This is a genomic window from Bradyrhizobium sp. NC92, from assembly GCF_025200865.1.
Classification (GTDB): domain Bacteria; phylum Pseudomonadota; class Alphaproteobacteria; order Rhizobiales; family Xanthobacteraceae; genus Bradyrhizobium.
In genome coordinates, this window is the sequence record NZ_CP104171.1 from 4,425,487 (window position 1) to 4,450,081 (window position 24,595).

Here is a 24,595-nt window from a genome sequence, read left to right on the forward strand (position 1 = left end):
GCTCGGCCTCGCGTGGCGCTCACGTGCAGCGCGCGCTCAGCCCGGATGCGCTGAGCCTGGCCATGACCTCGTCGAGATGCGCGGCATCGCGGGTCTCGATGACGAGCTGCAGCAGCGTCGCCTTGGCCGGCAGATCGGAGAAGGTCCGCTGGTGCGAGACCTCGATGATGTTGGCACCCGCCTCGGCCAGCAGCCCCGCCACCGCGGCGAGCTGCCCCGGCCTGTCGGGGATATCGAGCGACAATTGCGTCAGCCGCCCCTCGCGCGCCAGCTCGCGGGTGAGCACGGAAGCGATCAGCCGCGTGTCGATATTGCCTCCGCTCAGCACGAGGCCGACCTTCTCGCCGGCAAAGCGAGACGGATCGGACATCAGGGCGGCGAGGCCGGCGGCGCCGGCGCCCTCGACCACGGTCTTCTCGATCGAGATCAGGGTCGCGACCGCACGCTCGAGCTCGGCTTCGTTGACGAGGGCAATGTCGTCGACGAGGCGTCGGACGATTTCGGTGGTGATCCTGCCCGGTGATTTCACCGCAATGCCCTCGGCGAGCGTATCGCCGCGCGCCGGCAGATTGCCGTCATGGATGGCGTTGTACATCGAGGGATACAGCCAGGCCTCGACGCCCAATATCCGCAGCGACGGCTTGATCGACTTCGCGGCAATGGCAATCCCGCTGATCAGACCGCCGCCGCCGATCGGGACGACGAGCGTGTCGAGCTCCGGGACCGCCTTCAGCACTTCCAGTCCGATCGTGCCCTGCCCAGCGATGACGAGCGGATCGTCGTAAGGATGGACGAAGACCATGCCGTGCGCTTCACCGTGGCTTCGCGCAAAAGCGGCCGCCTCTTCCAGCGTCGCGCCCGTGACCACCACCTCGGCGCCGTGATGCCTGGTGTTCTCGATCTTCACCATGGGCGTGCCGATCGGCATCACGATGGTGGCGGGAATGGCGAGCCGCTTGGCGTGGTAGGCAACGCCTTGCGCGTGGTTGCCCGCGGACATCGCGATCACGCCCCGCACGCGCTCTTCCGGCGTCAGCGCGGTGAGCCGGTTGAGCGCGCCGCGCTCCTTGAACGAGGAGGTGAACTGGAGGTTCTCGAATTTCAGCCAGATGTCGCAGCCGCAGATGCTGCTCAGCGTGCGGCTGTAGCTGCAGGGCGTCTCGACGACGGCGCCTTGGATGGTCTTGGCGGCGGCGTGAATGTCTTCCGGTGCGACCGGAAGGCCGCTGAGTTCGGACGTGCTTTGGGACATGTCAGCCATAGGACAGCATAGAGCATTTGGCCCGGCCAGGCGATAAGCCGGCGCCTATTTGGTAAATTCACGCGATCGCGAGGCGCGCCACAGCGTCCAGAGCGTGCGCAACCGCGAGGTCGGCTGCAATGTAAACGGATTGCGTCCCGGGCGCGACAGGCGCGCGAGATCGACCTGCGCCTGCCGCAGCAGCAGAAATGCCGGCCGCACCGGCGGCGCCAGCTGCGCCAGCAGCGATGAAGCCGCGGTCATATGCTGCCGGGCTTCACCCGCGAGTTGCTCCAGCGCCGCATGGAGATTGGGTGTCTCCTTGCCGGCGAACACATCCTCCATGCTGCAATTGTGCTTCTCCAGCACCTGCTGCGGCACGAACAATTGCCGGTGCGCGGCATCGCGCGGCAGATTGGCGATGACCTGCACGATCCCCTGCGCCAGACCGGCATGGCGGGCGAGATGCTCGGCCGCCTCCGACGGCGGTCCCAACACCTGCGCCGCCAGGGCGAACAGCGCCGATGAGGTCGCCGCCAGGTAACCTTCCAGCGCGGCCATGGTCGGCATCGGGTCGTTGTAGAGATCGAACTGGTGTTCCTCCGCAAGCAGCGACAGCGGCTCGACCGGCAGGTCGAAATCGCGGATCGCGCGGAGCAGCTCGGCCGCCACCGGATTGCCCTCGGCGCTGCCGTGGACCTGGCCCGACAGCATGTCGGTCCACCATTGCAGGCGGATCTCGCCGGGCAAGGGCTGGCTCACCTGGTCGCGAACGCGGACGATCTCGACGTTGAAGGCGTAGAGTGCCAGCAACGCGCGGCGCTCGGCGGCTGGCGCGAACAGGGTCGCAGCGTAGCGCGGAAAGTCATGGCTGCGCACGAGATCGGCGCAAAAGACAACTGAGTCGGGCGGCGGCGGGGGGGTGCTCATGGCACGGCGATCAGCGCGGCGGCAACCCGCCGCCGTTCACCGATCATGATGTTGTAGGTGCGCACGGCCGGGCCGGTCTGCATCGTGTCCAGCACCACCCTCACCGCCTTGAGCGCCTGACGCAGCTCGGGCGGCGGCAGCCACAGCCCGGTTCCGGTGCCGACCAGCAGCGTGTCGATGCTGTTGGCCGCCACGAACACCCGATCCAGCGAATAGCGGTCGATCTTCGCAGGGTCGGTCACGTCCCAGGCCCAGATCGCGTCGGGCAGGCAGAGCAGCGAGCCCCGATGCGACATGCCGGCAAAGGCGAAGCCGCCCTTGCCATAGGCATCGATCGGCGCCGAGCGCGGGAAATGCGGAGCGTTGGGATCGCCGGCCATGAGCTTCGTCCGAATGGGCTTACTGCCCTCGCAAACGCCAGCGAGGGCATGAGGTTCGGATCATGCCTTGCTTTTCTTCGCCGGCGTCGCCGTATCGGGCGCATCTTCGCGATGCTCGCCGACGCCGAGATAGATCAGGATCGGCGCCGCAATGAAGATCGATGTGTAGGTGCCGACCAGCACCACGCCGAACATCATCACCGCGGTGAAGCTGTGGATGGCATGGCCGCCGAACAGCAGCAGCGCAAGCAGTGCCAGCGTCACGGTGACGTGGGTGATGATCGAGCGCGACAGCGTCGAGTTGATTGACTCGTTGAGCAGCTGCGGCATCGGCATCTTCTTGTAGCGCCGCAGCATTTCACGGATGCGGTCGTAGATGACGACGGTATCGTTGAGCGAATAGCCGAGAATCGTCAGCAGCGCCGCGATGCTGGTCAGGTCGAAATCGACCTGGCTGATCGACATGAAGCCGATCGTCAGCACGATGTCGTGCACGTTGGCGATCATGGCGCCCAGCGCGAACTGCCATTCGAAGCGGAACCAGAGATAGATCAGGATCGCGATGATCGCGAGCATCAGGCCGAGCATGCCGTAGGCCAGGAGCTCGCCGGCGACGCGAGGACCGAGCACCTCGGTGCGCTGAATGTCGACGCTGTTGCCGAGCGCGCCGCGAAGCTTCTGCAAGGCTGCCTGCTGGGCGGCGTCGCCGCCCGGCTGCTCCGCAACCCGGATCAGCACGTTCTCGGGACCGCCGAACTGCTGCAGCTGGACCTCGCCAAGGCCCAGGGCGTCGAGCGAGGTGCGCATCGCCGCGATGTCGGCGGTGCCGGACTTCGCCTTCACCTCCAGCAGCGTGCCGCCCTTGAAGTCGATACCGAGGTTCAGGCCGTGGGTGAAGAACAGCGTGATCGCGACGATCGACAGCGCGGCCGAGATCGGGAAACTGATGCGGCGGAATCGCGTGAAGTCGAAATGCGTCTCGTCCGGAACGATGCGCAGCGACGGCAACAGGCCGAGGGCCGCGACCACGGTGAGGATGGCAATGAGGACGCCGAGCCCGATGAGAACGGTGTAAGTCACGATCAGGCTCCTAGATCGGCACGCTCTGCGGCCGCTTCCACCGCACCCACCATGCCACGATCAGTCGGGTCAGGGTAAAGGCGGTGAACACCGTGGTGATGATGCCGATGCCGAGCGTCACGGCAAAGCCGCGCACCGGACCGGTGCCGATGTAGAACAGCACCGCGGCGGCAATGAAGGTGGTGATGTTGGAATCGAGGATGGTCGCGAGCGCCCGCTTGAACCCGGCATCGATCGCCGAGATCGCGTTGCGGCCGCCGCGCAGCTCCTCGCGGATGCGCTCGTAGATCAGCACGTTGGAGTCGACCGCGATGCCGACGGTGAGCACGATGCCGGCGATGCCGGGCAGCGTCAGCGTGGCATTGAGCAGCGACAGCAGGCCGAAGATCATGGCGACGTTGATGGCCACCGCGATGTTGGCGAACACGCCGAACAGCCGGTAGGTCACGAGCATGAAGATGATAACGAGGATCGAGCCGACATAGGCGGCGAGCTCGCCCTTCTCGATCGAGTCCTGGCCGAGGCCCGGGCCGACGGTGCGCTCCTCGACGACCGTGAGCGGCGCCGGTAGCGCGCCGGCGCGCAGGAGAATCGCGAGATCGTTGGCCGATTGCACGGTGAAATTGCCGGAGATCTGGCCCTGGCCGCCGGTGATGGGCTCGCGAATGACCGGCGCCGAGATCACCTTGTTGTCGAGCACGATCGCAAACGGCAGTCCGACGTTCTCGGTGGTAGCCTGCGAGAACTTGCGGGCGCCCGACGTGTTGAACTTGAAGCTGACGACCGGTTCGCCCGTGCGCTGGTCGAAGCTCGCCTGGGCGTCGGTCAGGTCGCCGCCGGCGACCAGCACCTGCTTCTTGACCACATAGGGCGTGGGCGGCGGCGATGCGCTCGTCAGCAGCTCGGATTCCGGCGGCAACCTGCCCGCTTGCGCCTGATCCGGCGGCACCGAGGTGTCGACCATGCGGAATTCCATCTTCGCGGTCTTGCCCAGCAGCTCCTTCAGGCGGGTGGGATCCTGGAGACCGGGGACCTGCACCAGGATGCGGTCGTTGCCCTGGCGCTGGATCACGGGCTCGACGGTGCCGAGCTCGTTGACGCGGCGTTCGACGATCTGGATCGACTGCTCGATGGTCTTGCGCATGCGGTCGAGCATCGCGGCCTGCGGGACGCCAAGGCGGATCACACCGCCGCCGGCATCAGCCACCTCGAGGTCGCGCTGACCGCTGGATCCCATGAGGCCGCCCAGCGGCTGGGACAGCTCGCGCAGCTTGGCGAGCGCCGGCTGCACGTCGGTTTCCTTGGTGATGCGAACCTCGACCGCGTCGTTGCGCACCGTGACGCCGCCGGTAAAGCCGATCTTGGCGTCACGCAGCGTCCGGCGAACGTCGTCGCGGATCTGGTCCAGCCGTTCTTTCTTCACGTAGTTGGAATCAACCTCGAGCAAGAGATAGGAGCCGCCCTGGAGGTCGAGGCCGAGCACGAGCCGGCGCTGCGCCCAGGCGGGCCAGGTCTTGACTTGGGCCTCGGGGAAGAAGTTCGGGACCGCGCAGAGGCACACGATCAGCGCCGTCAGGATGATCCCGAGCGCCTTCCACCGCGTGAAATACAACATCGACTGGACCTGTCAGATCAGGAGACTTGAGACTCGCGGTGAAGCGCTCACTTCGCCGCGCTGTCGTCCTTGGCGCTTTCCTTCGAGCTTTCTTTCGCCGGCTCGCCCTTGGCGCGAACGCCCGAGATCATCTGGCGCATCTGCCGCACACGCACGCCGTCGGAAATCTCGAACTCGATCTGATCATCGTCGACCACCTTGGTGACCTTGCCGACGAGGCCGCCCGAGGTCACGACGGTGTCGCCGCGGCGGATGTTCTTCACGAGCTCGGCGTGGTCGCGGACCTTCTTCTGTTGCGGGCGCAGAATCAGGAAGTACATGATCACGAAGATCAGGGCGAACGGCAGCAGCGACATCAACATGCTGTTGGTGTCGCCGGCGCCCGCGGCCTGGGCATACGCAGGGGTAATCAGCATTCGGACGATCCTCGTGAGAACGGGGGAAAGCCGGTCGGGCCCTCAAGGGCGACCGGTTCGGTCAAATTCGCGCGGACTATAGCGGCCATTGCCCCAATTGCAACGCTGGCAGACCGCCCTTTTGGGCCACCTTGCGGCGGCCCCTGAGGCCCGATAAGGCTGCGTTCTCAGGAACTTCGGACATGCCCAAGAAACCAGACAAAAGCCCGGCCGGCAAAGGCCCCCGCACCCCTGCCAACAAGCCCGCCCGCGTCGCGGCAAAACGCCCCACGGCGGCGATCGCCGAGACAGGCCCCAACCTTGCCCAGGAGCGCATCGTCCGCGCCCTGGAGACCATTGCGGCGCACCTTTCCGCCCGGGGCACGCCGGCCGTCGAGCCCGAGTCGTTCAAGCGGGCCGATGCCTATGTCTGGCACCCTGACGGACGCCTCTCGGCGGTGCCGCGAGTCAGTCGCGTCGAGCTGTTCCTGCTCAAGGGCGTCGACCGGATGCGCGACATCCTGATGGAGAACACCGAGCGCTTCGCCAACGGCCTGCCGGCCAACAACGCCCTGCTCTGGGGCGCACGCGGCATGGGCAAGTCGTCGCTGGTGAAGGCGACGCATGCCAGCATCAACGCGGAGCGCAAACCGGTCGACAAGCTCAAGCTGATCGAGATCCACCGTGAGGACATCGAGACCCTGCCGGCACTGATGGAGCAGCTGCGCGCCTCCGCCTTCCGCTTCATCGTGTTCTGCGACGACCTCTCCTTCGACGGCAACGATGCCTCCTACAAGTCGCTCAAGGCGGTGCTCGAAGGGGGGATCGAGGGCCGGCCCGAGAACGTCATCCTCTATGCCACCTCCAACCGCCGCCATCTGCTGGCACGCGACATGATCGAGAACGAGCGCTCGACGGCGATCAATCCGGGCGAAGCGGTCGAGGAGAAGGTGTCGCTGTCGGATCGTTTCGGCCTCTGGCTCGGCTTTCACCGCTGCAGCCAGGACGAATATCTCGCCATGGTGCGCGGCTATTGCAGCCATTTCGGCATCAAGATCGACGACGAGGCGCTGGAGCGCGAAGCGCTGGAATGGTCGACGACGCGCGGCTCCCGCTCGGGCCGCGTCGCCTGGCAGTTCGTGCAGGAGCTGGCGGGACGGCTCGGTGTGAAGCTGACGGCGCAGTAGCGAACAGCGTCGCCTCACCCACAACTGTCATTCCCCGCGCAGGCGGGGAATCCAGTACGCCGCAGCTAATCGGCTCAACAATAACTGTCTCTGGAATACTGGATCGCCCGGTCAAGCCGGGCGACGACAGTGTGCTTGTGGTGATCGCGTGCCCTGCTCCGGGCCCGCGCCTCACGCCCCGTTCAGGAATTGAAGCGGGTCAACCGGGCTCGACCCCTTGCGGATCTCGAAGTGGAGCTGCGGCGACGCCACTTCCCCGGATTGACCCGACTTGGCAATGACCTGGCCGCGCTTGATGGTATCGCCGCGCTTCACCAACAGCTCACTCGCATGGGCATATGCGGTGACGTAGCCGTTGGAGTGCCGAACCAGAACCAGATTGCCGTAACCCTTCAGCTCGTTGCCGGAATAGGCGACGACGCCGTCTTCGGCTGCCTTGACCGGCGTCCCCTCGGGCACCGCGAGATTGATGCCGTCATTGGATTTGCCATTGGTCTTGGCGCCGTAGGTCGTGACCACCTTGCCGCGGACGGGCCAGCGGAAGGTCGGCAGCGCGCCGGTGGCCTCCGCAGCCTTCGCCGGCGTCTCAACGGGCTTCTCTTCGACATTGCTGGTGGCCTGGGCGAGGCGCGCGCTCTGCACGGGCGCGGCGGCAGTGGCCATTTTGGTCGTGGGCGCCGGAGCTGCCGCGACGGGCTGGAGCGTTCCGGCCACCGGTGTGGCCGCGACCGGAGCCGCAGCAACCGGCGCCGCAACGGCGGCGGTCTTGGCGCCGGGCACGGTCAGCTTGGTACCGAGCTTGAGCTTTGCCGACGGATCGAGGCCGTTGGCACGGGCGAGCTCTGCCGCCGAGACGTGGTTCTTGCGCGCGATGCTGGCGAGCGTGTCGCCGCGGTTGACGAAGTGCGTGCTCGGCGGTGCGGCGATGGCCGCAACCGGCTTGGCTGCCGGGGCTGCCGCGACGGGAGCCATTGCGGGCGCCGGTGCAGCTGCCGTCGCCGGAGACGGAATGATCAGCTGCTGGCCGGGCGAGAGCGCCCGCGGACCCTTGTAGCCGTTGGCGGCCAGGATCGCCTGCGGCGTGACGTGATAGCGCTTGGCGAGCACGTCGAGCGTATCGCTGGTGCCGACGATGATCTTGGTCCCGCCGACCGGCTGGGCGGCCGCGACCGACCGCGGCGGCACGGTAGCCGTGGTCTCCAGGTGCGGTTGCGCCGGAGGCGCATATGAGCTGACGCCGCGTCCGCCGCCAGATACGCCGCTGCCGGAGGCAACGGGATAGGATTGCGGGGCGGACACCGCGGGCGGAGGCAAAGCCTGCGACTGGTAGTAACCGGGCTGCGTCTGCGGCCGCGCATATTGCGGCAGTTCACGCTGCGGCGGCGGTGGCTGCTGCACCGAACCGGTCTGCTCGGAGGCGAAGGGATTGGAGAAGTTCGACTGGGACAGCCGCGACGACATGTCGGCGCTGCACCCTGCAAAGCTGAAGGAGATCAGCGCCAGCACCGCGACCTGCGGCACGCGGCGCGAGTAAAGCAACTCGGCGACAGCGGACATGGTTACTCACTCGTACGCAACAGAACTGGTGTTTTAAGTAAACACGCGCCGAGTAAATAACGGCTTAACCCTCACAATAAGATGTTGGCGGCACTGCCGATCCGGGATTCTACAGCTCCCGCGCCACACCGGGCAGGGCCGGCACGAAGCGGACCTCGACGAGTTCCTTGCGCTCGATCCCGGTTTCGGTCCGGGCCAGGCGGGTCAGCGTCTGCACGCCCTGATGCGGGCCGACGGGGGCGATCAGGATGCCCCCGACCTCCAGCCGCTCGACCAGGTTCTCCGGAATCTGCTCCATCGCGGCGGTGGCGATGATGCGGTCGAACGGGCCGATGTTGGGAGGCAGATTGAGACCGTCCCCGAGCATCACCTCGACATTGTGACAATCGAGCTTCTCAAGCCGGGCGCGTGCCGCCTCGGCCAGCTTGCGATAGCGCTCGACGGTTAGCACCTGGCCGGCGAGCCGCGACAGCACGGCGGCCTGGTAGCCCGAGCCAGTGCCGATTTCCAGCACCCGATGCTGCTTCTGGAGCTGGAGCTGCTCGGTCATGTAGGCAACGACGAAGGGCTGGCTGATGGTCTGCCCGCAGGCGATCGGCAGCGCGCTGTCGCGATAGGCGCCGTCGCGATCGGCCTCGTCGACGAAAAGCTCGCGCGGCACCTCTTCCATGGTCCGCAGCACGGCCTGATCACTGATGCCACGACGCCTCAGCGTGAGCTGAAACATCATCTTTTCCGGCGGCTGCTGGTCGGGCGTCATTGCTGCTATTGCTCATCTCGTCTGGCGGATCGCCGTACTGCACCGCAAGAACCCGAGACGAGAATCTTGTTCCGGCTCAGGAACTCATGATAGCCTTTCGGCGCAGCATTTGACCACAACAGGCATTCAAAGCGCTAAGCCATTTGTGGGGTTTGCGTTCGCCGAAACGCGCATTGCGTCGCCTATCGTTATCTGCGAACGTTTACGAGAATGGGCAAGGACTCAACCATGACTGCGACAGGGCTTTCGGGCCGCTCTGTTTTCCTCGTCGAGGACGAGGTCATGATCAGAATGATGGTCGCGGATATGCTGGAGGAGCTCGGCTACAAGGTAGCCGCCGAGGCGGGTGACATCACCGAGGCCATGCGGCTTGCGCAATCCACCGATTTCGACCTCGCCATTCTGGACGTCAACGTCAACGGCAAGGTCATCTCGCCCGTCGCCGATGTCATCATGGCCAAGGGCTGCCCGTTTATCTTCGCCACCGGTTACGGCTCCTCCGGCCTGCCCGAGCAATATCGCGACCGGCCGGCGCTGCAAAAGCCGTTTCAGCTCGACGCGCTCGGCAAGACCATCGAGGCCGCGCTTCGCGGCGGCTAGCCTTTATTTCAGGGTGACGCCCAGCTGCTCCGAAAACGCTTCGTCGGTACGGTCGAGCCGGAGCGGGGTGACCGAGACGTAGCGCTCGCGCAGCGCCGCGAGATCGGTGCCGTCGGCGGGCATGTCGAGCATCGCGGTGCGCTCGAAGCCGATCCAGAAATAGGGATTGCCGCGGCCGTCCCTGCGCTCGTCGATCCTGAGGAAGCCGAGATTGCGCTTGCCTTGCCGCGTGACCCGGATGCCCAGCACATCCTCCGGCGCGCAGGACGGGAAGTTGATGTTGATAACGGTGTCCTTCGGAACGCCGGCGGCGATCACCTTGCGCAGGATATCCGGTCCGAATTTGCGCGCCGTATCCCAAGGCGGCCGTTCGCGCGTCTCGACGCTGAACTCCTGCGACAGCGCGAACGACGGCAATCCCAGGATGGTGCCTTCCAACGCGCCGGCAATGGTGCCGGAATAGACGACATCCTCGGCGACGTTGCGGCCCTTGTTGACCCCGGACAGCACGACATCGGGCAGCTTGGCACCCAGGATATGGCGGGCCCCCATGATGACGCAGTCCGTCGGCGTGCCGCGCACGGCGAAGTGCCGCGGGCCGACCTCGCGCAGACGCAAGGGATCGTTCAGCGACAGCGAATGCGACACGCCGGACTGGTCGAGCTCGGGCGCCACCACCCAGACATCATCGGACAAGGCGCGCGCGATCTCCTCCACGACCTTGAGGCCGGGAGCGTGGATGCCGTCGTCATTGGTGCAGAGAATGCGCATGCGGAAGGTTCGATTCCTGAAAGCGGGTCTGAGCCGTCTTATCCGGCCAGGGCCGATCAGGCAAACCGGACGATTGCGGTCCGGCGGCTGGTTCCCTGGCTGGTCCCGCTAGCGGCGAATGCGCCATTGCGGCAGGAAGCGCGCGAGCCGGCCTTCCGCACGTAGTTGCATCGTCGGCACGACCTGGTTCACGACGGAAGCCTCAATGACGCCGAGCGCCTTCAGCTGCGCTACGAAGGGGTCAGACGTCGGCTCCTGCGGAAAGCGTTCGCGTGCCACGGTCAGCGCCTTGTCGAAATCCGCTGCATTGACCCCGGGCTTGGCCCGCCGGCTCTGCACGAGATCGTCGTCCCAGAGCCGCGCGATCTCGATGTCGAGAACGCCGCGGAGGCGCTGATCGACGGCCTGGATCCCGGCCCCTGTCACCGCCCATTGTCGGCCGACCCAGAAGATGTCGCGGTGCAAGGCCATGAACGGAGGGGTTCGCGTGGACGGGCCGGCAGGATAGCCGGCCGCCCGATCTTCGCAACGCGATTCTCGTCATGCCGCGTTTCGGACGCGAACCGGCGACCCACTTCGCGGGAAACGCTTTAGTCGCGTGCGATCACCTTCAGCCCGCCCATATAGGGCTGGAGCACGTCCGGGACCGCGATCGAGCCGTCCTCCTGCTGATAGGTTTCCATCACGGCGATCAGCGCGCGGCCGAGCGCGGTGCCGGAGCCGTTCAGCGTGTGCACGAAGCGCGGCTTGCCGTCGGGCCCGCGCGAGCGCGCATCCATGCGGCGGGCCTGGAAGTCGCCGCAGACCGAGCAGCTCGAGATCTCGCGGAACGCCCCGCCCTCGCCCTGCCCGGGCATCCAGACCTCGATGTCGTAGGTTTTTTGCGACGAAAAACCCATATCTCCGGTGCACAGCGTCATGACGCGGTAGTGCAAGCCGAGCCGCCGCAGCACCTCCTCGGCACAGGCGAGCATACGTTCGTGCTCATCCTTGCTGGTCTCCGGCGTCGTGATCGACACCAGCTCGACCTTGGTGAACTGGTGCTGGCGGATCATCCCGCGCGTGTCCCGCCCCGCCGCACCCGCCTCGGCGCGGAAGCACGCCGTCAGCGCCGTGAGACGCATCGGCAGCTGCTTCTCGTCAACGATGGATTCGCGGACCAGGTTGGTGAGCGCTACCTCCGCCGTCGGAATGATGCCGAGACGTTCAGTCTGCAGCCGCTCATATTCGGGCGCGGCGAGCAACTCGCCCTTGATCGCCCAGAACTGGTCGTCCTCGAATTTCGGCAACTGTCCGGTACCGAACATGATCTCGTTGCGCACCAGCAGCGGCGGATTGATCTCGGTATAGCCATGCTCGTCGACATGCAGGTTCAGCATGAACTGACCGAGCGCGCGCTCGAGCCGCGCAAGCCCCTTCTTCAGCACGACGAAGCGCGCGCCGGAGAGCTTTGCCGCCGTCTCGAAATCCATGTCACCGAGCGCGCCGCCGAGATCGTCGTGGGGTTTGGGCGCGAACGCGTAGTTGCGCCTGTTGCCGAAGACATGGCGCTGCACGTTGCCATGCTCGTCGGCGCCATCGGGTACCTCGCCGAGCGGCAGATTTGGGATTGCCGACAGCTCCCTGGCGAGCTCATCGTCAGCGGCTTTCGCGGCCGCTTCGAGCTCCGGCATCGTGGTCTTGAGCTCGGCGACTTCGGCCATCAGCTTCGCCGCGCGCACCTCGTCCTTGGCCTTCTTGGCGTCGCCGATCTCCTTTGAGGCTGCGTTGCGCCGCGCCTGCGCCTGCTCCGAGGCCAGAATCGCCGCACGCCGCTTCTCGTCGATCGCAAGCAGCGAGGCCGACATCGGCTTCAGGCCGCGCCGGGCAAGACCGGCGTCGAAGGCTTGCGGATTGTCGCGGATCGCTTTGATGTCGTGCATGGCTGTCTTCCCGTCATGGCCGGGCTTGTCCCGGCCATCCACGTGTCTGCCGCCTTAGATCAAGTCGTGGATGCCCGGGTCAAGCCCGGGCATGACGAATCATGGGCTGAGCAGCGACATGATAGTGCGAAAGTGCCCTACTCCGCCGGCTTGGCCGGCGTCGACACGTCGGTGCCGGTGGCTTGCGACGAGGCCGCCGCCTTCTTCTCCACCATCGCCACCGCGATGATCGAGCCCTCGTAGAGCGCCATCAGGGGGATCGCGAGCGAGCACTGGCTGAGCACGTCGGGCGGTGTCAACACGGCCGCGATCACGAAGGCCATCACGATGAAATAGCGCCGCTTCTCGCGCAGCATCTTCGAGGTGACGATGCCGATCCGTCCGAGCAGCGTCAGGATCACCGGCAGCTGGAAGGCGATGCCGAAGGCGAAGATCAGCGACATCATCAGCGACAGATATTCGCCGACCTTGGGCAACAGCTGGATCTGCGCGGTCTCGTCGCCGCCGGCCTGCTGCATGCCGAGCGAGAAGCGCACCAGCATCGGCAGCACGACGAAATAGACCAGCGCCGCACCGAGCACAAAGAAGAACGGGGTCGCGACCAGATACGGCAGGAAGGCCTGCTTCTCGTGCTTGTAGAGTCCGGGCGCGACGAATTTGTAGATCTGCGTCGCCACGATCGGGAACGAGATGAAGCCTGCGCCGAACAGGGCGAGCTTGAGTTGGGTGATGAAATATTCCAGCAGCGCCGTGTAGATGAATTTCGAGTTCTCGGGACCCGCGATCCACACGAACGGCCAGACCAGCACGTTGTAGATCTGCTTGGCGAAGAAGAAGCAGAAGATGAAGGCCACGCCAAAGCCGAGCAGCGCCTTGATCAGCCGCGAGCGCAGCTCGATCAGGTGGTCCATCAGCGGGGCTTTGCTGGCCTCGATATCGGCGTCGGTCATGACGCTTTGGCGTCCTTGATCGCTTCGGATGGCGCGGTGTCCTGCGCAACCGTCGCCTGTTCGACCTCACGGGTGATCGCGAGCGGCTCGTTCGCGGCCGCATGCGCTTCGGCTTCCATGAAGGTCGAAGGCGTTGGGCTCTCCGGTGTCGTGGGCGTGACGGGCGGATCGACCGCCGTGGCGGCCGACGGCTCGGCCGGCTTGTCCAGCGCATCGACGCGAAGCGCGTCGCTCACGTCCTTCTGGAGCGAGGTCAGTGGATTGAATCCCGTGGCGGCTTCCTTGACCTCGTCGAAGCTCTTCTTGAGGTCGGCCATCTCGGCCTCGCGCATCGCCTCCTGGAATTGGCCCTGGAATTCGGCGGCCATCTTGCGCGCCTTGCCCATCCATTGCCCGACCATGCGCAGCACGCCCGGCAGCTCTTTCGGGCCGATGGCGATCAGGGCCACGACCCCGATGAGGACCAGTTCACTCCACCCGATGTCGAACATGAGGTCTTCCGTTCACGCGAAGCCGGAGCCGGCCCAATCCCTTGCGCGCAGGATCGGGGCCGCTACCCGCGTCTCGCGTGCTGCTTCCGGCTCAGACGGCCTTGCTGCCGACGTCGGACCGTGCCGCGGTCGGCGCCGCATTGTGCTCGATCGACTTGGCCGGCTCGGGCTTCTCGGCAGGCTTGTCGTCGTCCTGCATGCCCTTCTTGAACGCCTTGATGCCCTGCGCCACGTCGCCCATCAGATCCGAAATCTTGCCGCGGCCGAACAGCAGCAGGACCACTGCGATCACCAAGATCCAGTGCCAAATGCTGAGTGAACCCATCCTGCAACCCTCCAAACGCGCATGGCCGGGGACCCGGCCGATCTTCACCGAAACCTAGGCTTGGCAGGTCTCAAAAACAAGGACCAAGGCGGCGCCAATTCGCTGTCGGCGCTACGCAATCTTGCTAGTGTTAACTGTCGCAGGGGCCCGTATTTCGCCGGGGCGTCACTCTTCGGTGCCGCCCTCGCCGCCCCCCTCATTGCCGCCATCCGGCGGGCTCTCGGGCTCGACCGCAGGCGCGAGCGCGAGATCGAGGTCATCGCCCGGTTCCAGCGGATCCTCGTTCTCACGCAGGGCCGGATCATCCGACGGCGTCGGCACGCTGAAGCCGGTCGGCAGGCGCGAATCCAGGAGGCCAGTGCCCTTGAGCTCTTCCAGGCCCGGCAGATCGCCGAGCTGCTCCAGGGTGAACTGCGACAGGAACTCCTCCGTGGTTCCGAAGGTGAGCGGACGGCCGGGCGTCTTGCGACGGCCGCGCGGCTTGATCCAGCCGGTCTCCAGCAGCACGTCGAGCGTGCCCTTCGACGTGACGACGCCGCGGATCTCCTCGATCTCGGCCCGCGTCACCGGCTGGTGATAGGCGATGATCGCCAGCACCTCGATCGCGGCACGCGACAGGCGCCGGGTCTCGGTGCTCTCGCGCGTCATCAGCCAGGCCAGATCGCCGGCGGTGCGGAACGTCCATTTGTTTGCGACGCGGACGAGGTTGACGCCGCGCGAGGCATAATCGGCCTGCAATTGCTCGAGCGCAGCCTTGACGTCGACGCCTTCGGGCATGCGCTTGGCCAACGTCGCGGTGTCCAGCGGTTCACTCGAGGCGAACAGCAGCGCCTCCAGCAGCCGCAATTCCTCGGGGCGCGCCTGGGATTCGTTCTCCATCGGCTCGGCCTCTTCTACCCGCACTTCAGCCAGGCTTGCCATGGCAGATTCTCCTTCTTGCACTTAAGCGACCGGCGCATCAGGCGCAGGAGCTGCGTCCGGAACCGGTTTTGGGCGCCCCTTCCGGAAATAGATCGGCGCAAACGCTTCCTTCTGGTTCAGCTCGAGCTGACCTTCGCGCACCAATTCGAGCGCGGCGGCAAAGCTCGAGGCGAACACCGTTGCGCGCTGCGTCGGGTCGGCGACATGCCGGATCAGGAAGTCGTCGAGAACACCCCAATCGTCCTGCTCGGTGATGCTGCCGACCAGCCGCTCCAGCGTGGCGCGTGCCTCGGCGAGCGACCACACCGTGCGCTTGGCCAAATGCACGCTCGCCAGCACACGCGACTGGCGCTGCGCGGCATAGGCGGTGAGCAGGTCGTAGAGCGTGGCCGTGTATTTCGGATGCTTGATCTCGGCGATGTGCTCGGGCTCGCCGCGCGGGAAGATGTCGCGCTGCAATTGCGGCCTGTTCATGAGCCGGTTGGCGGCTTCGCGAATGGCTTCCAGCCGGCGCAGGCGGTTGGCGAGCGCCGTCGCCATCTGCTCGGCGCTCGGGCCTTCCGCGCTCGGCGGCTCCGGCAGCAGCAGACGCGACTTCAGGAAGGCGAGCCATGCGGCCATCACCAGATAGTCCGCGGCGAGCTCCAGCCGGATCTTTCGCGCGGCTTCGATGAAATGGAGGTACTGGTCGGCGAGCGCCAGGATCGAGATCTTGGCGAGGTCGACCTTCTGCTGTCGCGCCAGCGCGAGCAACAAATCGAGCGGGCCCTCATAGCCCTCGACGTCCACCACCAACGCCGGCTCACCCTCGGCGAGCTCTGCGGGCCGCCCGGTTTCGAACGATAGGATTTCTGCGGTCATGCCGATGCCGTGTTTGCCCGTGCGATCAATGCGTCCAGCTCAGTGCGTGCGGCCACGCGGTCGAACGGCTGCGGCGGCTTGCGTGCGGCGAGCGCGGCTTTCGCCCGCTCCAACGCCCGGCCGGCCAGTTCAGGAGTCTGACTGGCGACGTCGCGCATCTCCTCGATGCTGCCGTTGCAATGCAGGGCCACGTCGCAGCCGGCCGCGAAGATCGCGCGGGTCCGCTCGGCGATATTCCCCGACAGCGCGTTCATCGACACGTCATCACTCATTAACAAACCCTGGAACCCGATTGCGCCGCGAATCACGTCAGCAATCATTGTCGCAGATGTCGTCGCCGGATGGGCGGGGTCGAAGGCGCTAAACACAACATGTGCAGTCATGGCCATCGGCAGATCAGCCAGCGGCTTGAACGCGGCGAAATCGGTCCGCTCCAGCTCGTCCAGGGGCGTGTCGACGGTTGGCAGCTTGAAATGGGTATCGGCGGTGGCGCGGCCATGCCCGGGAATGTGCTTGAGCACCGGGAGCACGCCGCCCTGCTCCAGGCCCTCGGTGACTGCGCGGGCAATCGCCGCGACTTTGCCCGGCTCCGTGCCGTAGGCCCGGTTGCCGATGACCGCGTCAGCGCCCGGCACCGGCACGTCCGCCAGCGGCAGGCAATCCACGGTGATGCCGAGATCAACGAGATCGGCTGCGATCAGCCGCGCACTGAGGCGCGCCGCGGCGAGCCCGAGGGCCGAATCAGTGTCGTACAAATTCGCGAAAACGGCTCCCGGCGGATAAACCGGCCAGTGCGGCGGCCCCAGCCGCTGCACCCGTCCGCCCTCCTGGTCGATCAGGACCGGCGCCTCGGGGGCATTCGCGACTGAACGCAATTCCGCAACCAACGCAGCAACTTGCGCCGGTGTCGCGACATTGCGCTTGAACAAGATGAAGCCCCATGGGCGTTCGGCACGGATAAACTCCCGCTCGGCGGCGGTCAGTTCCGTTCCGGATACGCCGGTAATGAAGGCCCGCGTGCTCATAACGGCCGATTAACCCTGCCCCGTCAGGGGGTCAAGGAAACCGCCGTTAATTCCTCTGGACGAAGCAGTCGGACAGCCCTGCGGCCTTCAGATTGTTGCAAGCCTGCGTCGCTTCCTGGACCGAGCCATAGGGTCCGGCGAAGGCGCGGTAGACGATCCCCTTGCCCTTATCGGTCAGATCGACCCGCTTGATCACCGGCGAGCGGGATCCGAGCACGCTGCCGTACTTGCCCTGAAGCACCCGGTAGGACGCGGCGGCGCTGTCCTCGCTCTGCTGCGAGGAGACTTGCACGATGTAGCCGCCGCCGCTGCTGGTGGGCGCAATCTGCGTCGGGTTGGTGGCCGCCATCCGCTGCGGCTGCTCGGCCGCCGGTGCCGATTGCGGCGCGAGCGACATCGGCTGGTTGGCACTGGCATTGGCCGAGGTCGGCGGATTGCGCGGCGCGGCGGGCGCAACTGGCGCGGCAACAGGCTTCGGCGCGGCGGCCGTCGGCTTGGCGGCAGCCGATTGCGGCACGGCGCTATCGGTCTGGTCACCCTTCACCGCCACGGTCCTGATCGGGCGCGGCGAATTGTTCGGCATGGTGCCGTTGCTTGGAGTCGGGCCCGCGCTCGGCGGCGGCACGGTGGACGGCGACACGCTCGCCACCGACGGCGGGTTCGCATTCTGGTTCAGCGGCGGGAACACCACGCGCGGCCCGCCCGCCTTGGCGTTGACGTCGACGGGCGCCTCCTCGCGCGGCACGATCTTTTCAGTGCCGTCACCGCTGACCATGCGGTCCGGCACCTTGGCCGCGGAGTCCGTCGGCGCCGGCACGATCTTGGTCGGCGTGTTGTCGGCCTTGATGATCGGCGGCTCGCCGCTGCGAGGCGAACCGATATAGGTCTTGTAGGCGAACGCGGCGCCGGTGCCGACCACGGCAAGCGCCAGGATCGCCGCAACCGTCATCATGCCGCCGCGCTGCTTCTTCGGCTCCTCGACCTCGTCCTCGGGAAAGTCGCTTTGGTAGGCATAAGGGTCGTCGGGATAGGCCGGCTCGCGCTGAAAGTCCTGCTCGCCCGTCTCCAGCCGACCATAGAGCGCATCGTCGTAGCGCGACGGATCGGGCTGCGCATACGGCTCCTGATACGACTGCTCCTGGTGGGCCTGACCGTGCTGCTGATAGGCCTGCTCCTGATAAGTCTGATCTTGATAGGAGTGGTCCTGGTAGGCCTGAGGCTGATGAACGACAGGCTCGGGCGCGGCAGGCTTGGCCGTGTAGCGATGCAGCGGGTGAACCGGGCTTACCGAAACGGGATAGTCAGGCTCCGGCTCCGGCGCCGGCTGCGGTTGCACATTGGCGCGCCGCATCCATGAGGGCGGCCCGGGCGGCGGCACCTGCTGGGCGTAATCCTGCTGATCATCGACCTGGCGGTAATCGTCGTCCTGATAGCTCTGAGAGGGCGCTGCCGGCGGACGTGCCGTCGGCCGCGACTGCGCGGCGAACGGATCGGTCTGCCCGATCAGACGGGCGAGCTCGGCCAAGGGATCGCTTTCCGCCTTCCCATGCTGATCGCCACCGCGACCATGGTCATCGGAAGGAAACGGTCTGTCCTGATATCGTTCGGCCATCGTGATGATGCGTCCCTTCGGGAAAGCCGCGCGCCCCTCGACCAAGGCACGGCTTTCGACCCACAAGGCTTTCAACCAAGTCTAAGCGAGCCGGCTTCTGCCGGTTACCCCCGAATTCCCCTTAAGTAGTTCGCCCCAAACTACCGCATCTCGTCCGGGGCATGGACGCCGAGGATGGCGAGGCCCGATGCCAGGACCGAGACGACGCCCTGGACCATTGCCAATCGCGCCTTTGTAAGATCTGCATCATTATTGATAATGAAGCGTAAATAGGGCAAATCGCGCCCTTTCGTCCAAAGTGCGTGAAATTCGCTCGCTAAGTCATAGAGATAGAAGGCAATTCGGTGTGGCTCATGGGCCGCGGCGGCAGCCTCGAGCATGCGCGGATAAATTGCGAGGCGCTTAAGAAGATCGAGCTCGACCGGGTCCGACAGCCGCTCCACCGCCGACTCAGTGAGCCATGCGATCCGCGCGCCGGTATCCCCCGGGAGTTCCGGGAACACCTCGGCGCGGGCGTTGCGGAAGATCGAGTGGCCGCGGGCGTGGCCGTATTGGACGTAGAACACCGGGTTGTCGCGCGACTGTTCCATGACCTTGGCGAGGTCGAAATCGAGCACCGCGTCGTTCTTCCGGTACAGCATCATGAAGCGGACGGCGTCCTGGCCGACTTCATCCACCACCTCACGCAAGGTGACGAAGTCCCCGCTTCGCTTGGACATCTTCACCGGCTCGCCGTTGCGCAAGAGCTTCACGAGCTGGACGATCTTGACGTCGAGTGATCCCTTGCCCGAGGTCGTCGCTTTCACGGCGGCCTGCATGCGCTTGATGTAGCCGCCATGGTCGGCGCCCCAGACGTCGATCATCTCGGCAAAGCCGCGGTCGAACTTGTTCTTGTGATAGGCAATGTCGGAGGCGAAGTAGGTGTAGGAATTGTCCGACTTGATCAGCGGACGATCGACGTCGTCGCCGTAGGCGGTCGCCCTGAACAGCAGCTGCTCGCGGTCTTCCCAATCCTCGACCGGCGCGCCCTTCGGCGGCGGCAGGCGTCCCTCATAGATGTCGCCCTTGGCGCGCAGGAAGTCGATGGTCTCGGCAACCTTGTTGTTGCCGGTCTCGATCAGCGAGCGCTCGGAGAAGAACACGTCGTGGCGGATGTTGAGCGCGGCGAGATCGTCCTTGATCTCGTCCATCATCATCGCGATCGCCTTGGCGCGCACGATCGGCAGCCACTCGGCCTCACTTCTGGCGAGCAGCTTGTCGCCGTGCTCTTTCGCCAGCGCCTCGCCGACCGGCTTCAGATAGTCGCCGGGATAGAGCCCTTCCGGAATGGCCCCGATGTCCTCGCCGAGCGCCTCGCGATACCTCAGGAAGGCCGAGCGCGCGAGCACGTCGACCTGGGCGCCGGCATCGTTGATGTAATATTCGCGCGTGACGTCGTGGCCGGCGAACTGGAGCAGGCTCGCCAGCGCGTCGCCGAACACGGCGCCGCGGCAATGGCCGACATGCATCGGTCCGGTCGGATTGGCCGAGACGTATTCGACATTGACCTTGGAGCCGCCGTGGATGCGGCCGTAATCGGCACCTTCGCGCAGCACGGTACGCAGCGCCTCGGCCCAGGCAGCCGGCTTCAGCGTCAGATTGATGAAGCCGGGACCGGCGACATCGACCTTGGCGATCAGCGCGTCGGAACGCAGCCGTTCGGCAATCTGCTCGGCGAGATCGCGCGGCTTTGCCTTTGCCTCTTTCGCAAGCACCATGGCGGCATTGGTCGCCATGTCGCCATGGGAGGCATCGCGCGGCGGCTCGACCACGACGCGGGAGAAATCGATGCCCTCGGGCCAGTTGGCGTCTGCCGCAAGCGCGCGGCAGGCAGCGTGCACGCGTGCGAGCACGTCGGCGAACAGATGCAGCGATGAGGATGTCTGGGGCATGACCGCCGCCTAACGCAAATCCGGGGTCGAGTCAAAGAGCCGCTGGTGCTCGGTCAGGGCGAAGCGATCGGTCATTCCGGCAATGAAATTGCCGATCCGGCGGGCCCGGTCGCCCTCGTCGTCCGCCTCCGACCCCAGCAGCCATTCCGGCGGCAGCTCGCTGGGGGACTTCAGGTATTTCGCGAACAGATCGAACAGGATCTGCTCGGCCTCCCCCATCACCCGCATCACCCGCTCGTGGCGGTACATGTGCTGGTACAGGAAGGCCTTGATGGCGGCCTCTTCCTCCGCCACCTCGGCGGGAAACGCGACCAGCGACTGGCTTTGCCGGCGGACATCTTGGGCCGATTGCGGCTTCACGGCAGCGAGTTTCTTCCCTGTCTCCCCGAACACCGCGCCGATCAGGTGCGAGATCAGCTCGCGCACCAGCTCGGCACCGCGGCGGACGTCTTCAAGATCGGGATAATGTGCCGCAGTCTCGGCGATGATCTCCGCCGTCAGCGGCATTACCTTGAGGTCGTCGAGATGGAACAGGCCGGCGCGCAGACCGTCGTCGATGTCGTGGGCGTCATAGGCGATGTCGTCGGCGATCGCGGCGACCTGCGCCTCCAGCGAGGCAAAGCTCCACAATTCGAGATCGTAGGTCTTGATGTACTCGGCAATCCCGACGGGAACGCCATGCTCGCGGTAGCGCCCGACCGGGGCGCCGCTGCGGTCGGTCAGCGGACCGTTGTGCTTGACGATGCCTTCCAGCGATTCCCAGGTGAGGTTGAGCCCGTCGAATTCGGGATAGCGGTGCTCGAGCGAAGCCACGACGCGCAGCGTCTGGGCATTGTGGTCGAAGCCCCCGAACTCCTTCAGGCAGGCGTCCAGGGCCCGCTCCCCGGCATGCCCGAACGGCGGATGACCGAGGTCGTGCGCCAAGGCCAATGTCTCGGTGAGGTCCTCGTCGAGGCCAAGCTGACGGGCCAGCGCGCGGGCGATCTGGGCCACCTCCAGCGAATGAGTCAGCCGGGTGCGGTAGTGGTCGCCCTCGTGGAACACGAACACCTGGGTCTTGTACTTCAGGCGGCGGAACGCGGTGGAATGGATCACCCGGTCGCAATCTCGCCGAAACGGGCTGCGGGTCCGGCTCGGGGGCTCGGCGACCAGCCGGCCGCGGCTGCGGTCGGGGTCGCAGGCATAGGGCGCGCGGGGGGCTGCCATTCCGACGGACACGGCGAATTTAGTCCCTATCCATTTGATTCTGCGTATGGGGGCACTTAACTATGTCGGGCGCGGGATACCAAATGAATTGGGCAAGTGAACTTGGTATGACCGCGGGACGATCGGAGACCTGCAATGACGACTGCCGTGACCATTAGCGACCGGGCCGCACGCCGGATTGGGGAGATCCTCAAGGGTGAAGGCTCTGGCGCGATGCTGCGCATCTCGGTCGAGGGCGGCGGCTGCTCCGGCTTCCAGTACAAGTTCGACATCGACCGGGCCCGCACTGACGACGATCTCGTGATCGAGCAGGACAATGCGGTGGTGCTGGTCGATTCCGCCTCGCAGCCGTTCCTGGCGGGATCGCAGGTCGATTTCGTCGACGACCTGATCGGCGCCTCGTTCCGCGTCAACAATCCCAATGCGACGGCGTCCTGCGGTTGCGGGACGAGCTTCTCGGTCTAGCGCGCTTACGCGCCCGTTATCTGCCTTTCCTCGTCCGTCCACGCCACCTCGGTCGGCATCAACTCCGGCTGGAGCGGTGCGTCCTCCGACATGACGTGGCCGTCCAGCGCACGCAGGAGTGCTCCGATCAGCGCCGGCTTGCGTAGCGGCTTGGCCAGGAAGTCCGACATGCCGGCTTCGCGGCAGATCTTGATGTCCTCGGGGAAGGCATTGGCGGTCAGCGCGATGATCGGCAAGGTTTCGAAGCGCCCGCCTTGCGCGCGGATCGCGCGGGTGGCGGCGAGCCCGTCCATGTCGGGCATGCGCACGTCCATCAGCACGACATCGTAATTGCCTTCGCAGGCTGCCGCGACGGCTTCGGTCCCGTCCGTGACGACACGCAGCTCGACGTCGAAAGCCCCCAGCATCTTGCTCACGACCATGCGGTTGACCGCATCGTCTTCCGCGACCAGCACCTTCAGCGGCCGGTCGAGGCCGGCGATCCGGGCCTTGAGCTCGTCGGCTTGGTCGCGCCCGCCAGCCTGATCGGAGGCCTGCGCCTGGCTCCAGGGCAGCACCAGCGTGAAGCGGAAGGTCGAGCCCTCGCCCGGCGTCGAAGTGACGCCGATGGTGCCGCCCATCTGCTCGATGATCCGCCTGCTGATCGCAAGGCCGAGGCCAGTGCCGCCGAAGCGGCGGCTGATCGAGGCATCGGCCTGGGCGAAATCGCTGAACAGCAGGCCGAGCTTGTCGGGCGCGATGCCGATGCCGCTGTCGGTCACCGTCCATTCGACGGTCGCCAGCAGGTCACGCCGCGCCTGGCAGGTCGCCGATATCGTCACCTCGCCTTCGTCGGTGAACTTCACAGCGTTGGAGGCGAGATTGAGCAGCACCTGGCGGATGCGCGCGACGTCGCCGCGGAGCGTCGGCGGCAGGTTCGGATCGAGCTCGACCTTGACCTTGAGCCCCTTGCTCTTGGCGCTGGCGCGCACCACGGTCGCAACCGTCTCGGCCAGCGCCTGCGGCGCGAAGTCGATCGCCTCGAACTGGAAGCGGCCGGCTTCCAGCTTGGAGAGGTCGAGAATGTCGTTGAGGATGCGCTGGAGATTGTCGCCGGACTCGCGGATCGTGGTGACGGCCTCGCGCTGCTCCGGATCGAGCTCGGTTTCGAGCAGCATGCTGGCGAGACCAAGCACGCCGTTCATGGGTGTGCGGATCTCGTGGCTCATTACAGCGAGGAAGTCGGACTTGGCGCGGCTTTCGGCCTCGGCCTTTTCCGCGCGCCAGCGCTCGGTGACGTCGCGTCCGAAGCCGCGATAGCCGAGGAAATGGCCTTCACGGTCATGGGCCGGCTTCGCCGTCAGCGACCACAGCCGCGCCTCGCCGCCTGCGACGACCTTGAGATTCATCTCGTGCAGCGGCTCGGCCTGCTCCATCAGGCCGACGACGTTGTAGGCGGCGCTCTTGTCCTCGGGGCAGAGCATGTCGAGCACGTCGGCGAAATGCGAGCCTTTGAGCAGCGGAAGCGGCAGCTGCGCGACGTCGGCGAAGCGTTGCGGCACGTCGACGAGGCGTCCCTCGGCATCGGTCTGCCAGAGCCAGTCGCTGGCGTTCTCCTGGAAGTCCTTCAGCAGCAGCGAGATGATCTCGGTCTGGCGCTCGAGCTCGAGTTGGGCCTTGAGATTGCCGAGGAAAAGGTTGCCCTGCGAGACGATGTTGCGCGCCATGAAGAACGCGAACAGCAGCAGGAACACCGCGGTCACCAGATATGGCCCGGTGCCGCACAAGAGCAGCGCGCCGGCGCAGGCGATCGTCATGGTGGCGAGATAGACGAGGCCCGCGCGCGGGAAGGTCGAAAGCGTGAAGGCGCCGCCTGACATCATGCCGACCATCAGGCAGGCCAGGATCAATTGACTGGTCGGCTCGATGCGGCTGAACAGAGCGAGCGGCAGCGCGCCCCAGATCGCGGCGAGAAAAAACGCCTGCCGCAGCATCTGCCGCGCCGCGCGCGGCGATGCTTCCTGCGGCGGGTTCTGATGCGACTTGTGCCATGCGCGCACCGCGAGCGACGCGGTGGCGGCGAGCGTCAGGCCCCAGATCGCAAGGAAGTCGTTCCAGCCCCTGCCCCAGAACAGGATCAGCACGATGGCGACGTTCAGCATCGTCACGGCCATCGTCACGGGGATCAGCTGGGTGACCGCGTCGATCTGCTTGGCGCGGATGCGGCGGATCTCGCGCTCGCTGAGATCGGCCGTCAGACCGTCCTCGATTTCGAAGCCGCCGAGCCAATACAGGAACGCGCCGAGCAGGCCGTCACGCGGCTGAGTTCGCTTCATCGCCTTGTCCGGCCATCCATCCGAGGAACCTCTTGACGATCAATGGCCTGCGGCCG

At 65.9% G+C, this 24,595-nt stretch carries 24 protein-coding genes; 3 read left to right on the top strand and 21 right to left on the bottom strand.

Annotation, left to right across the window (positions count from 1 at the left end; genetic code table 11):
- Nucleotides 1-19 precede the first annotated feature (19 nt).
- From N2602_RS20710 to yajC, 6 genes are read right to left on the bottom strand one after another with little or no spacing between them, the layout of a single operon-like run.
- Complete coding sequence (locus N2602_RS20710; RefSeq protein ID WP_260379259.1) at nt 20-1,261, bottom strand: threonine ammonia-lyase; 1,242 nt, start codon at nt 1,259-1,261, stop codon at nt 20-22.
- A gap of 45 nt (nt 1,262-1,306) precedes the next feature.
- The gene (locus tag N2602_RS20715) at nt 1,307-2,170 is read right to left on the bottom strand and encodes a phytoene/squalene synthase family protein (RefSeq protein WP_260379260.1); all 864 of its coding nucleotides are present in this window, start codon (nt 2,168-2,170) and stop codon (nt 1,307-1,309) included.
- Nucleotides 2,167-2,550 carry an Mth938-like domain-containing protein gene (locus N2602_RS20720; protein WP_172783678.1) on the bottom strand — a complete coding sequence of 128 codons (384 nt, stop codon included), beginning with the start codon at nt 2,548-2,550 and terminating at the stop codon, nt 2,167-2,169. Before N2602_RS20720 ends, N2602_RS20715 begins: the two co-directional genes overlap by 4 nt.
- 60 nt (nt 2,551-2,610) lie before the next feature.
- Nucleotides 2,611-3,630: a protein translocase subunit SecF gene (gene secF, locus N2602_RS20725; RefSeq protein ID WP_172783677.1), complete on the bottom strand. Its 1,020-nt coding sequence runs from the start codon at nt 3,628-3,630 to the stop codon at nt 2,611-2,613.
- Between the two features lie 10 nt (nt 3,631-3,640).
- On the bottom strand, nt 3,641-5,245 hold the full coding sequence (gene secD / locus N2602_RS20730; RefSeq protein ID WP_260379261.1) for a protein translocase subunit SecD: 1,605 nt from the start codon (nt 5,243-5,245) through the stop codon (nt 3,641-3,643).
- Nucleotides 5,246-5,292: 47 nt separating this feature from the next.
- Complete coding sequence (yajC, locus tag N2602_RS20735; RefSeq protein WP_212257173.1) at nt 5,293-5,661, bottom strand: preprotein translocase subunit YajC; 369 nt, start codon at nt 5,659-5,661, stop codon at nt 5,293-5,295.
- A 182-nt stretch (nt 5,662-5,843) separates the two neighbouring features.
- Between yajC and N2602_RS20740 the strand changes: the two genes are divergently transcribed.
- Nucleotides 5,844-6,827: an ATP-binding protein gene (locus N2602_RS20740; protein ID WP_172783674.1), complete on the top strand. Its 984-nt coding sequence runs from the start codon at nt 5,844-5,846 to the stop codon at nt 6,825-6,827.
- A gap of 171 nt (nt 6,828-6,998) precedes the next feature.
- Here N2602_RS20740 and N2602_RS20745 read toward each other — a convergent pair whose 3' ends face one another.
- Together N2602_RS20745 and N2602_RS20750 are read right to left on the bottom strand one after the other, a co-directional pair.
- Complete coding sequence (locus N2602_RS20745) at nt 6,999-8,384, bottom strand: LysM peptidoglycan-binding domain-containing M23 family metallopeptidase (RefSeq protein ID WP_260379262.1); 1,386 nt, start codon at nt 8,382-8,384, stop codon at nt 6,999-7,001.
- A 109-nt stretch (nt 8,385-8,493) separates the two neighbouring features.
- On the bottom strand, nt 8,494-9,144 hold the full coding sequence (locus tag N2602_RS20750) for a protein-L-isoaspartate(D-aspartate) O-methyltransferase (protein WP_260379263.1): 651 nt from the start codon (nt 9,142-9,144) through the stop codon (nt 8,494-8,496).
- 228 nt (nt 9,145-9,372) lie between these two features.
- Here N2602_RS20750 and N2602_RS20755 point away from each other — a divergent pair, with 228 nt between their 5' ends.
- Nucleotides 9,373-9,744, top strand: a complete 372-nt coding sequence (locus tag N2602_RS20755; RefSeq protein WP_197959430.1) for a response regulator — start codon at nt 9,373-9,375, stop codon at nt 9,742-9,744.
- Nucleotides 9,745-9,747: 3 nt separating this feature from the next.
- Here the strand turns inward: N2602_RS20755 and surE are convergent, their stop codons facing one another.
- The 12 genes from surE to N2602_RS20815 all read right to left on the bottom strand — a co-directional run bounded on the left by surE (nt 9,748) and on the right by N2602_RS20815 (nt 21,771).
- The gene (gene surE, locus N2602_RS20760; RefSeq protein WP_260379264.1) at nt 9,748-10,515 is read right to left on the bottom strand and encodes a 5'/3'-nucleotidase SurE; all 768 of its coding nucleotides are present in this window, start codon (nt 10,513-10,515) and stop codon (nt 9,748-9,750) included.
- A 108-nt stretch (nt 10,516-10,623) separates the two neighbouring features.
- A complete protein-coding gene (locus tag N2602_RS20765) occupies nt 10,624-10,986 on the bottom strand; it encodes a hypothetical protein (RefSeq protein WP_260379265.1) in 363 nt (120 codons plus the stop codon).
- Nucleotides 10,987-11,105: 119 nt separating this feature from the next.
- Complete coding sequence (serS, locus tag N2602_RS20770) at nt 11,106-12,437, bottom strand: serine--tRNA ligase (RefSeq protein ID WP_260379266.1); 1,332 nt, start codon at nt 12,435-12,437, stop codon at nt 11,106-11,108.
- A 137-nt stretch (nt 12,438-12,574) separates the two neighbouring features.
- Complete coding sequence (gene tatC, locus N2602_RS20775) at nt 12,575-13,387, bottom strand: twin-arginine translocase subunit TatC (RefSeq protein ID WP_260379267.1); 813 nt, start codon at nt 13,385-13,387, stop codon at nt 12,575-12,577.
- Nucleotides 13,384-13,878 carry a Sec-independent protein translocase protein TatB gene (tatB, locus tag N2602_RS20780; RefSeq protein ID WP_172783666.1) on the bottom strand — a complete coding sequence of 165 codons (495 nt, stop codon included), beginning with the start codon at nt 13,876-13,878 and terminating at the stop codon, nt 13,384-13,386. The genes tatC and tatB overlap by 4 nt, the downstream gene beginning before the upstream one ends.
- A 91-nt stretch (nt 13,879-13,969) precedes the next feature.
- Nucleotides 13,970-14,203 (bottom strand): twin-arginine translocase TatA/TatE family subunit, encoded by a 234-nt coding sequence (locus N2602_RS20785; protein ID WP_018642198.1) that lies wholly within the window; start codon nt 14,201-14,203, stop codon nt 13,970-13,972.
- Between the two features lie 165 nt (nt 14,204-14,368).
- Complete coding sequence (scpB, locus tag N2602_RS20790; protein WP_260379268.1) at nt 14,369-15,124, bottom strand: SMC-Scp complex subunit ScpB; 756 nt, start codon at nt 15,122-15,124, stop codon at nt 14,369-14,371.
- A gap of 21 nt (nt 15,125-15,145) precedes the next feature.
- Nucleotides 15,146-15,985, bottom strand: a complete 840-nt coding sequence (locus tag N2602_RS20795; protein WP_172783664.1) for a ScpA family protein — start codon at nt 15,983-15,985, stop codon at nt 15,146-15,148.
- Nucleotides 15,982-17,010: a beta-N-acetylhexosaminidase gene (gene nagZ / locus N2602_RS20800; RefSeq protein WP_260379269.1), complete on the bottom strand. Its 1,029-nt coding sequence runs from the start codon at nt 17,008-17,010 to the stop codon at nt 15,982-15,984. Before nagZ ends, N2602_RS20795 begins: the two co-directional genes overlap by 4 nt.
- A 46-nt stretch (nt 17,011-17,056) precedes the next feature.
- On the bottom strand, nt 17,057-18,622 hold the full coding sequence (locus N2602_RS20805) for an SPOR domain-containing protein (RefSeq protein ID WP_260383693.1): 1,566 nt from the start codon (nt 18,620-18,622) through the stop codon (nt 17,057-17,059).
- 140 nt (nt 18,623-18,762) lie between these two features.
- Nucleotides 18,763-20,553: an arginine--tRNA ligase gene (gene argS, locus N2602_RS20810; RefSeq protein ID WP_260379270.1), complete on the bottom strand. Its 1,791-nt coding sequence runs from the start codon at nt 20,551-20,553 to the stop codon at nt 18,763-18,765.
- A gap of 9 nt (nt 20,554-20,562) precedes the next feature.
- Nucleotides 20,563-21,771 carry a deoxyguanosinetriphosphate triphosphohydrolase gene (locus N2602_RS20815; RefSeq protein ID WP_260379271.1) on the bottom strand — a complete coding sequence of 403 codons (1,209 nt, stop codon included), beginning with the start codon at nt 21,769-21,771 and terminating at the stop codon, nt 20,563-20,565.
- A gap of 123 nt (nt 21,772-21,894) precedes the next feature.
- Between N2602_RS20815 and erpA the strand changes: the two genes are divergently transcribed.
- On the top strand, nt 21,895-22,224 hold the full coding sequence (gene erpA / locus N2602_RS20820) for an iron-sulfur cluster insertion protein ErpA (protein WP_024342679.1): 330 nt from the start codon (nt 21,895-21,897) through the stop codon (nt 22,222-22,224).
- Nucleotides 22,225-22,229: 5 nt separating this feature from the next.
- Here erpA and N2602_RS20825 read toward each other — a convergent pair whose 3' ends face one another.
- Nucleotides 22,230-24,539 (bottom strand): ATP-binding protein, encoded by a 2,310-nt coding sequence (locus N2602_RS20825; protein ID WP_260379272.1) that lies wholly within the window; start codon nt 24,537-24,539, stop codon nt 22,230-22,232.
- Between the last annotated feature and the right edge of the window lie 56 nt (nt 24,540-24,595).

What these genes read in the sequence shown, in the direction of transcription:
- secD (WP_260379261.1), bottom strand. Translation starts at nt 5,245, where the DNA reads ATGTTGTATTTCACGCGGTGGAAGGCGCTCGGGATCATCCTGACGGCG.
- N2602_RS20720 (WP_172783678.1), bottom strand. Translation starts at nt 2,550, where the DNA reads ATGGCCGGCGATCCCAACGCTCCGCATTTCCCGCGCTCGGCGCCGATC.
- erpA (WP_024342679.1), top strand. Translation starts at nt 21,895, where the DNA reads ATGACGACTGCCGTGACCATTAGCGACCGGGCCGCACGCCGGATTGGG.
- N2602_RS20785 (WP_018642198.1), bottom strand. Translation starts at nt 14,203, where the DNA reads ATGGGTTCACTCAGCATTTGGCACTGGATCTTGGTGATCGCAGTGGTC.
- N2602_RS20750 (WP_260379263.1), bottom strand. Translation starts at nt 9,144, where the DNA reads ATGACGCCCGACCAGCAGCCGCCGGAAAAGATGATGTTTCAGCTCACG.
- yajC (WP_212257173.1), bottom strand. Translation starts at nt 5,661, where the DNA reads ATGCTGATTACCCCTGCGTATGCCCAGGCCGCGGGCGCCGGCGACACC.
- tatC (WP_260379267.1), bottom strand. Translation starts at nt 13,387, where the DNA reads ATGACCGACGCCGATATCGAGGCCAGCAAAGCCCCGCTGATGGACCAC.
- N2602_RS20755 (WP_197959430.1), top strand. Translation starts at nt 9,373, where the DNA reads ATGACTGCGACAGGGCTTTCGGGCCGCTCTGTTTTCCTCGTCGAGGAC.
- N2602_RS20715 (WP_260379260.1), bottom strand. Translation starts at nt 2,170, where the DNA reads ATGAGCACCCCCCCGCCGCCGCCCGACTCAGTTGTCTTTTGCGCCGAT.
- nagZ (WP_260379269.1), bottom strand. Translation starts at nt 17,010, where the DNA reads ATGAGCACGCGGGCCTTCATTACCGGCGTATCCGGAACGGAACTGACC.
- N2602_RS20795 (WP_172783664.1), bottom strand. Translation starts at nt 15,985, where the DNA reads ATGACCGCAGAAATCCTATCGTTCGAAACCGGGCGGCCCGCAGAGCTC.
- scpB (WP_260379268.1), bottom strand. Translation starts at nt 15,124, where the DNA reads ATGGCAAGCCTGGCTGAAGTGCGGGTAGAAGAGGCCGAGCCGATGGAG.
- N2602_RS20765 (WP_260379265.1), bottom strand. Translation starts at nt 10,986, where the DNA reads ATGGCCTTGCACCGCGACATCTTCTGGGTCGGCCGACAATGGGCGGTG.
- N2602_RS20740 (WP_172783674.1), top strand. Translation starts at nt 5,844, where the DNA reads ATGCCCAAGAAACCAGACAAAAGCCCGGCCGGCAAAGGCCCCCGCACC.
- N2602_RS20745 (WP_260379262.1), bottom strand. Translation starts at nt 8,384, where the DNA reads ATGTCCGCTGTCGCCGAGTTGCTTTACTCGCGCCGCGTGCCGCAGGTC.
- surE (WP_260379264.1), bottom strand. Translation starts at nt 10,515, where the DNA reads ATGCGCATTCTCTGCACCAATGACGACGGCATCCACGCTCCCGGCCTC.
- serS (WP_260379266.1), bottom strand. Translation starts at nt 12,437, where the DNA reads ATGCACGACATCAAAGCGATCCGCGACAATCCGCAAGCCTTCGACGCC.
- tatB (WP_172783666.1), bottom strand. Translation starts at nt 13,878, where the DNA reads ATGTTCGACATCGGGTGGAGTGAACTGGTCCTCATCGGGGTCGTGGCC.
- N2602_RS20805 (WP_260383693.1), bottom strand. Translation starts at nt 18,622, where the DNA reads ATGGCCGAACGATATCAGGACAGACCGTTTCCTTCCGATGACCATGGT.
- N2602_RS20710 (WP_260379259.1), bottom strand. Translation starts at nt 1,261, where the DNA reads ATGGCTGACATGTCCCAAAGCACGTCCGAACTCAGCGGCCTTCCGGTC.
- argS (WP_260379270.1), bottom strand. Translation starts at nt 20,553, where the DNA reads ATGCCCCAGACATCCTCATCGCTGCATCTGTTCGCCGACGTGCTCGCA.
- N2602_RS20825 (WP_260379272.1), bottom strand. Translation starts at nt 24,539, where the DNA reads ATGAAGCGAACTCAGCCGCGTGACGGCCTGCTCGGCGCGTTCCTGTAT.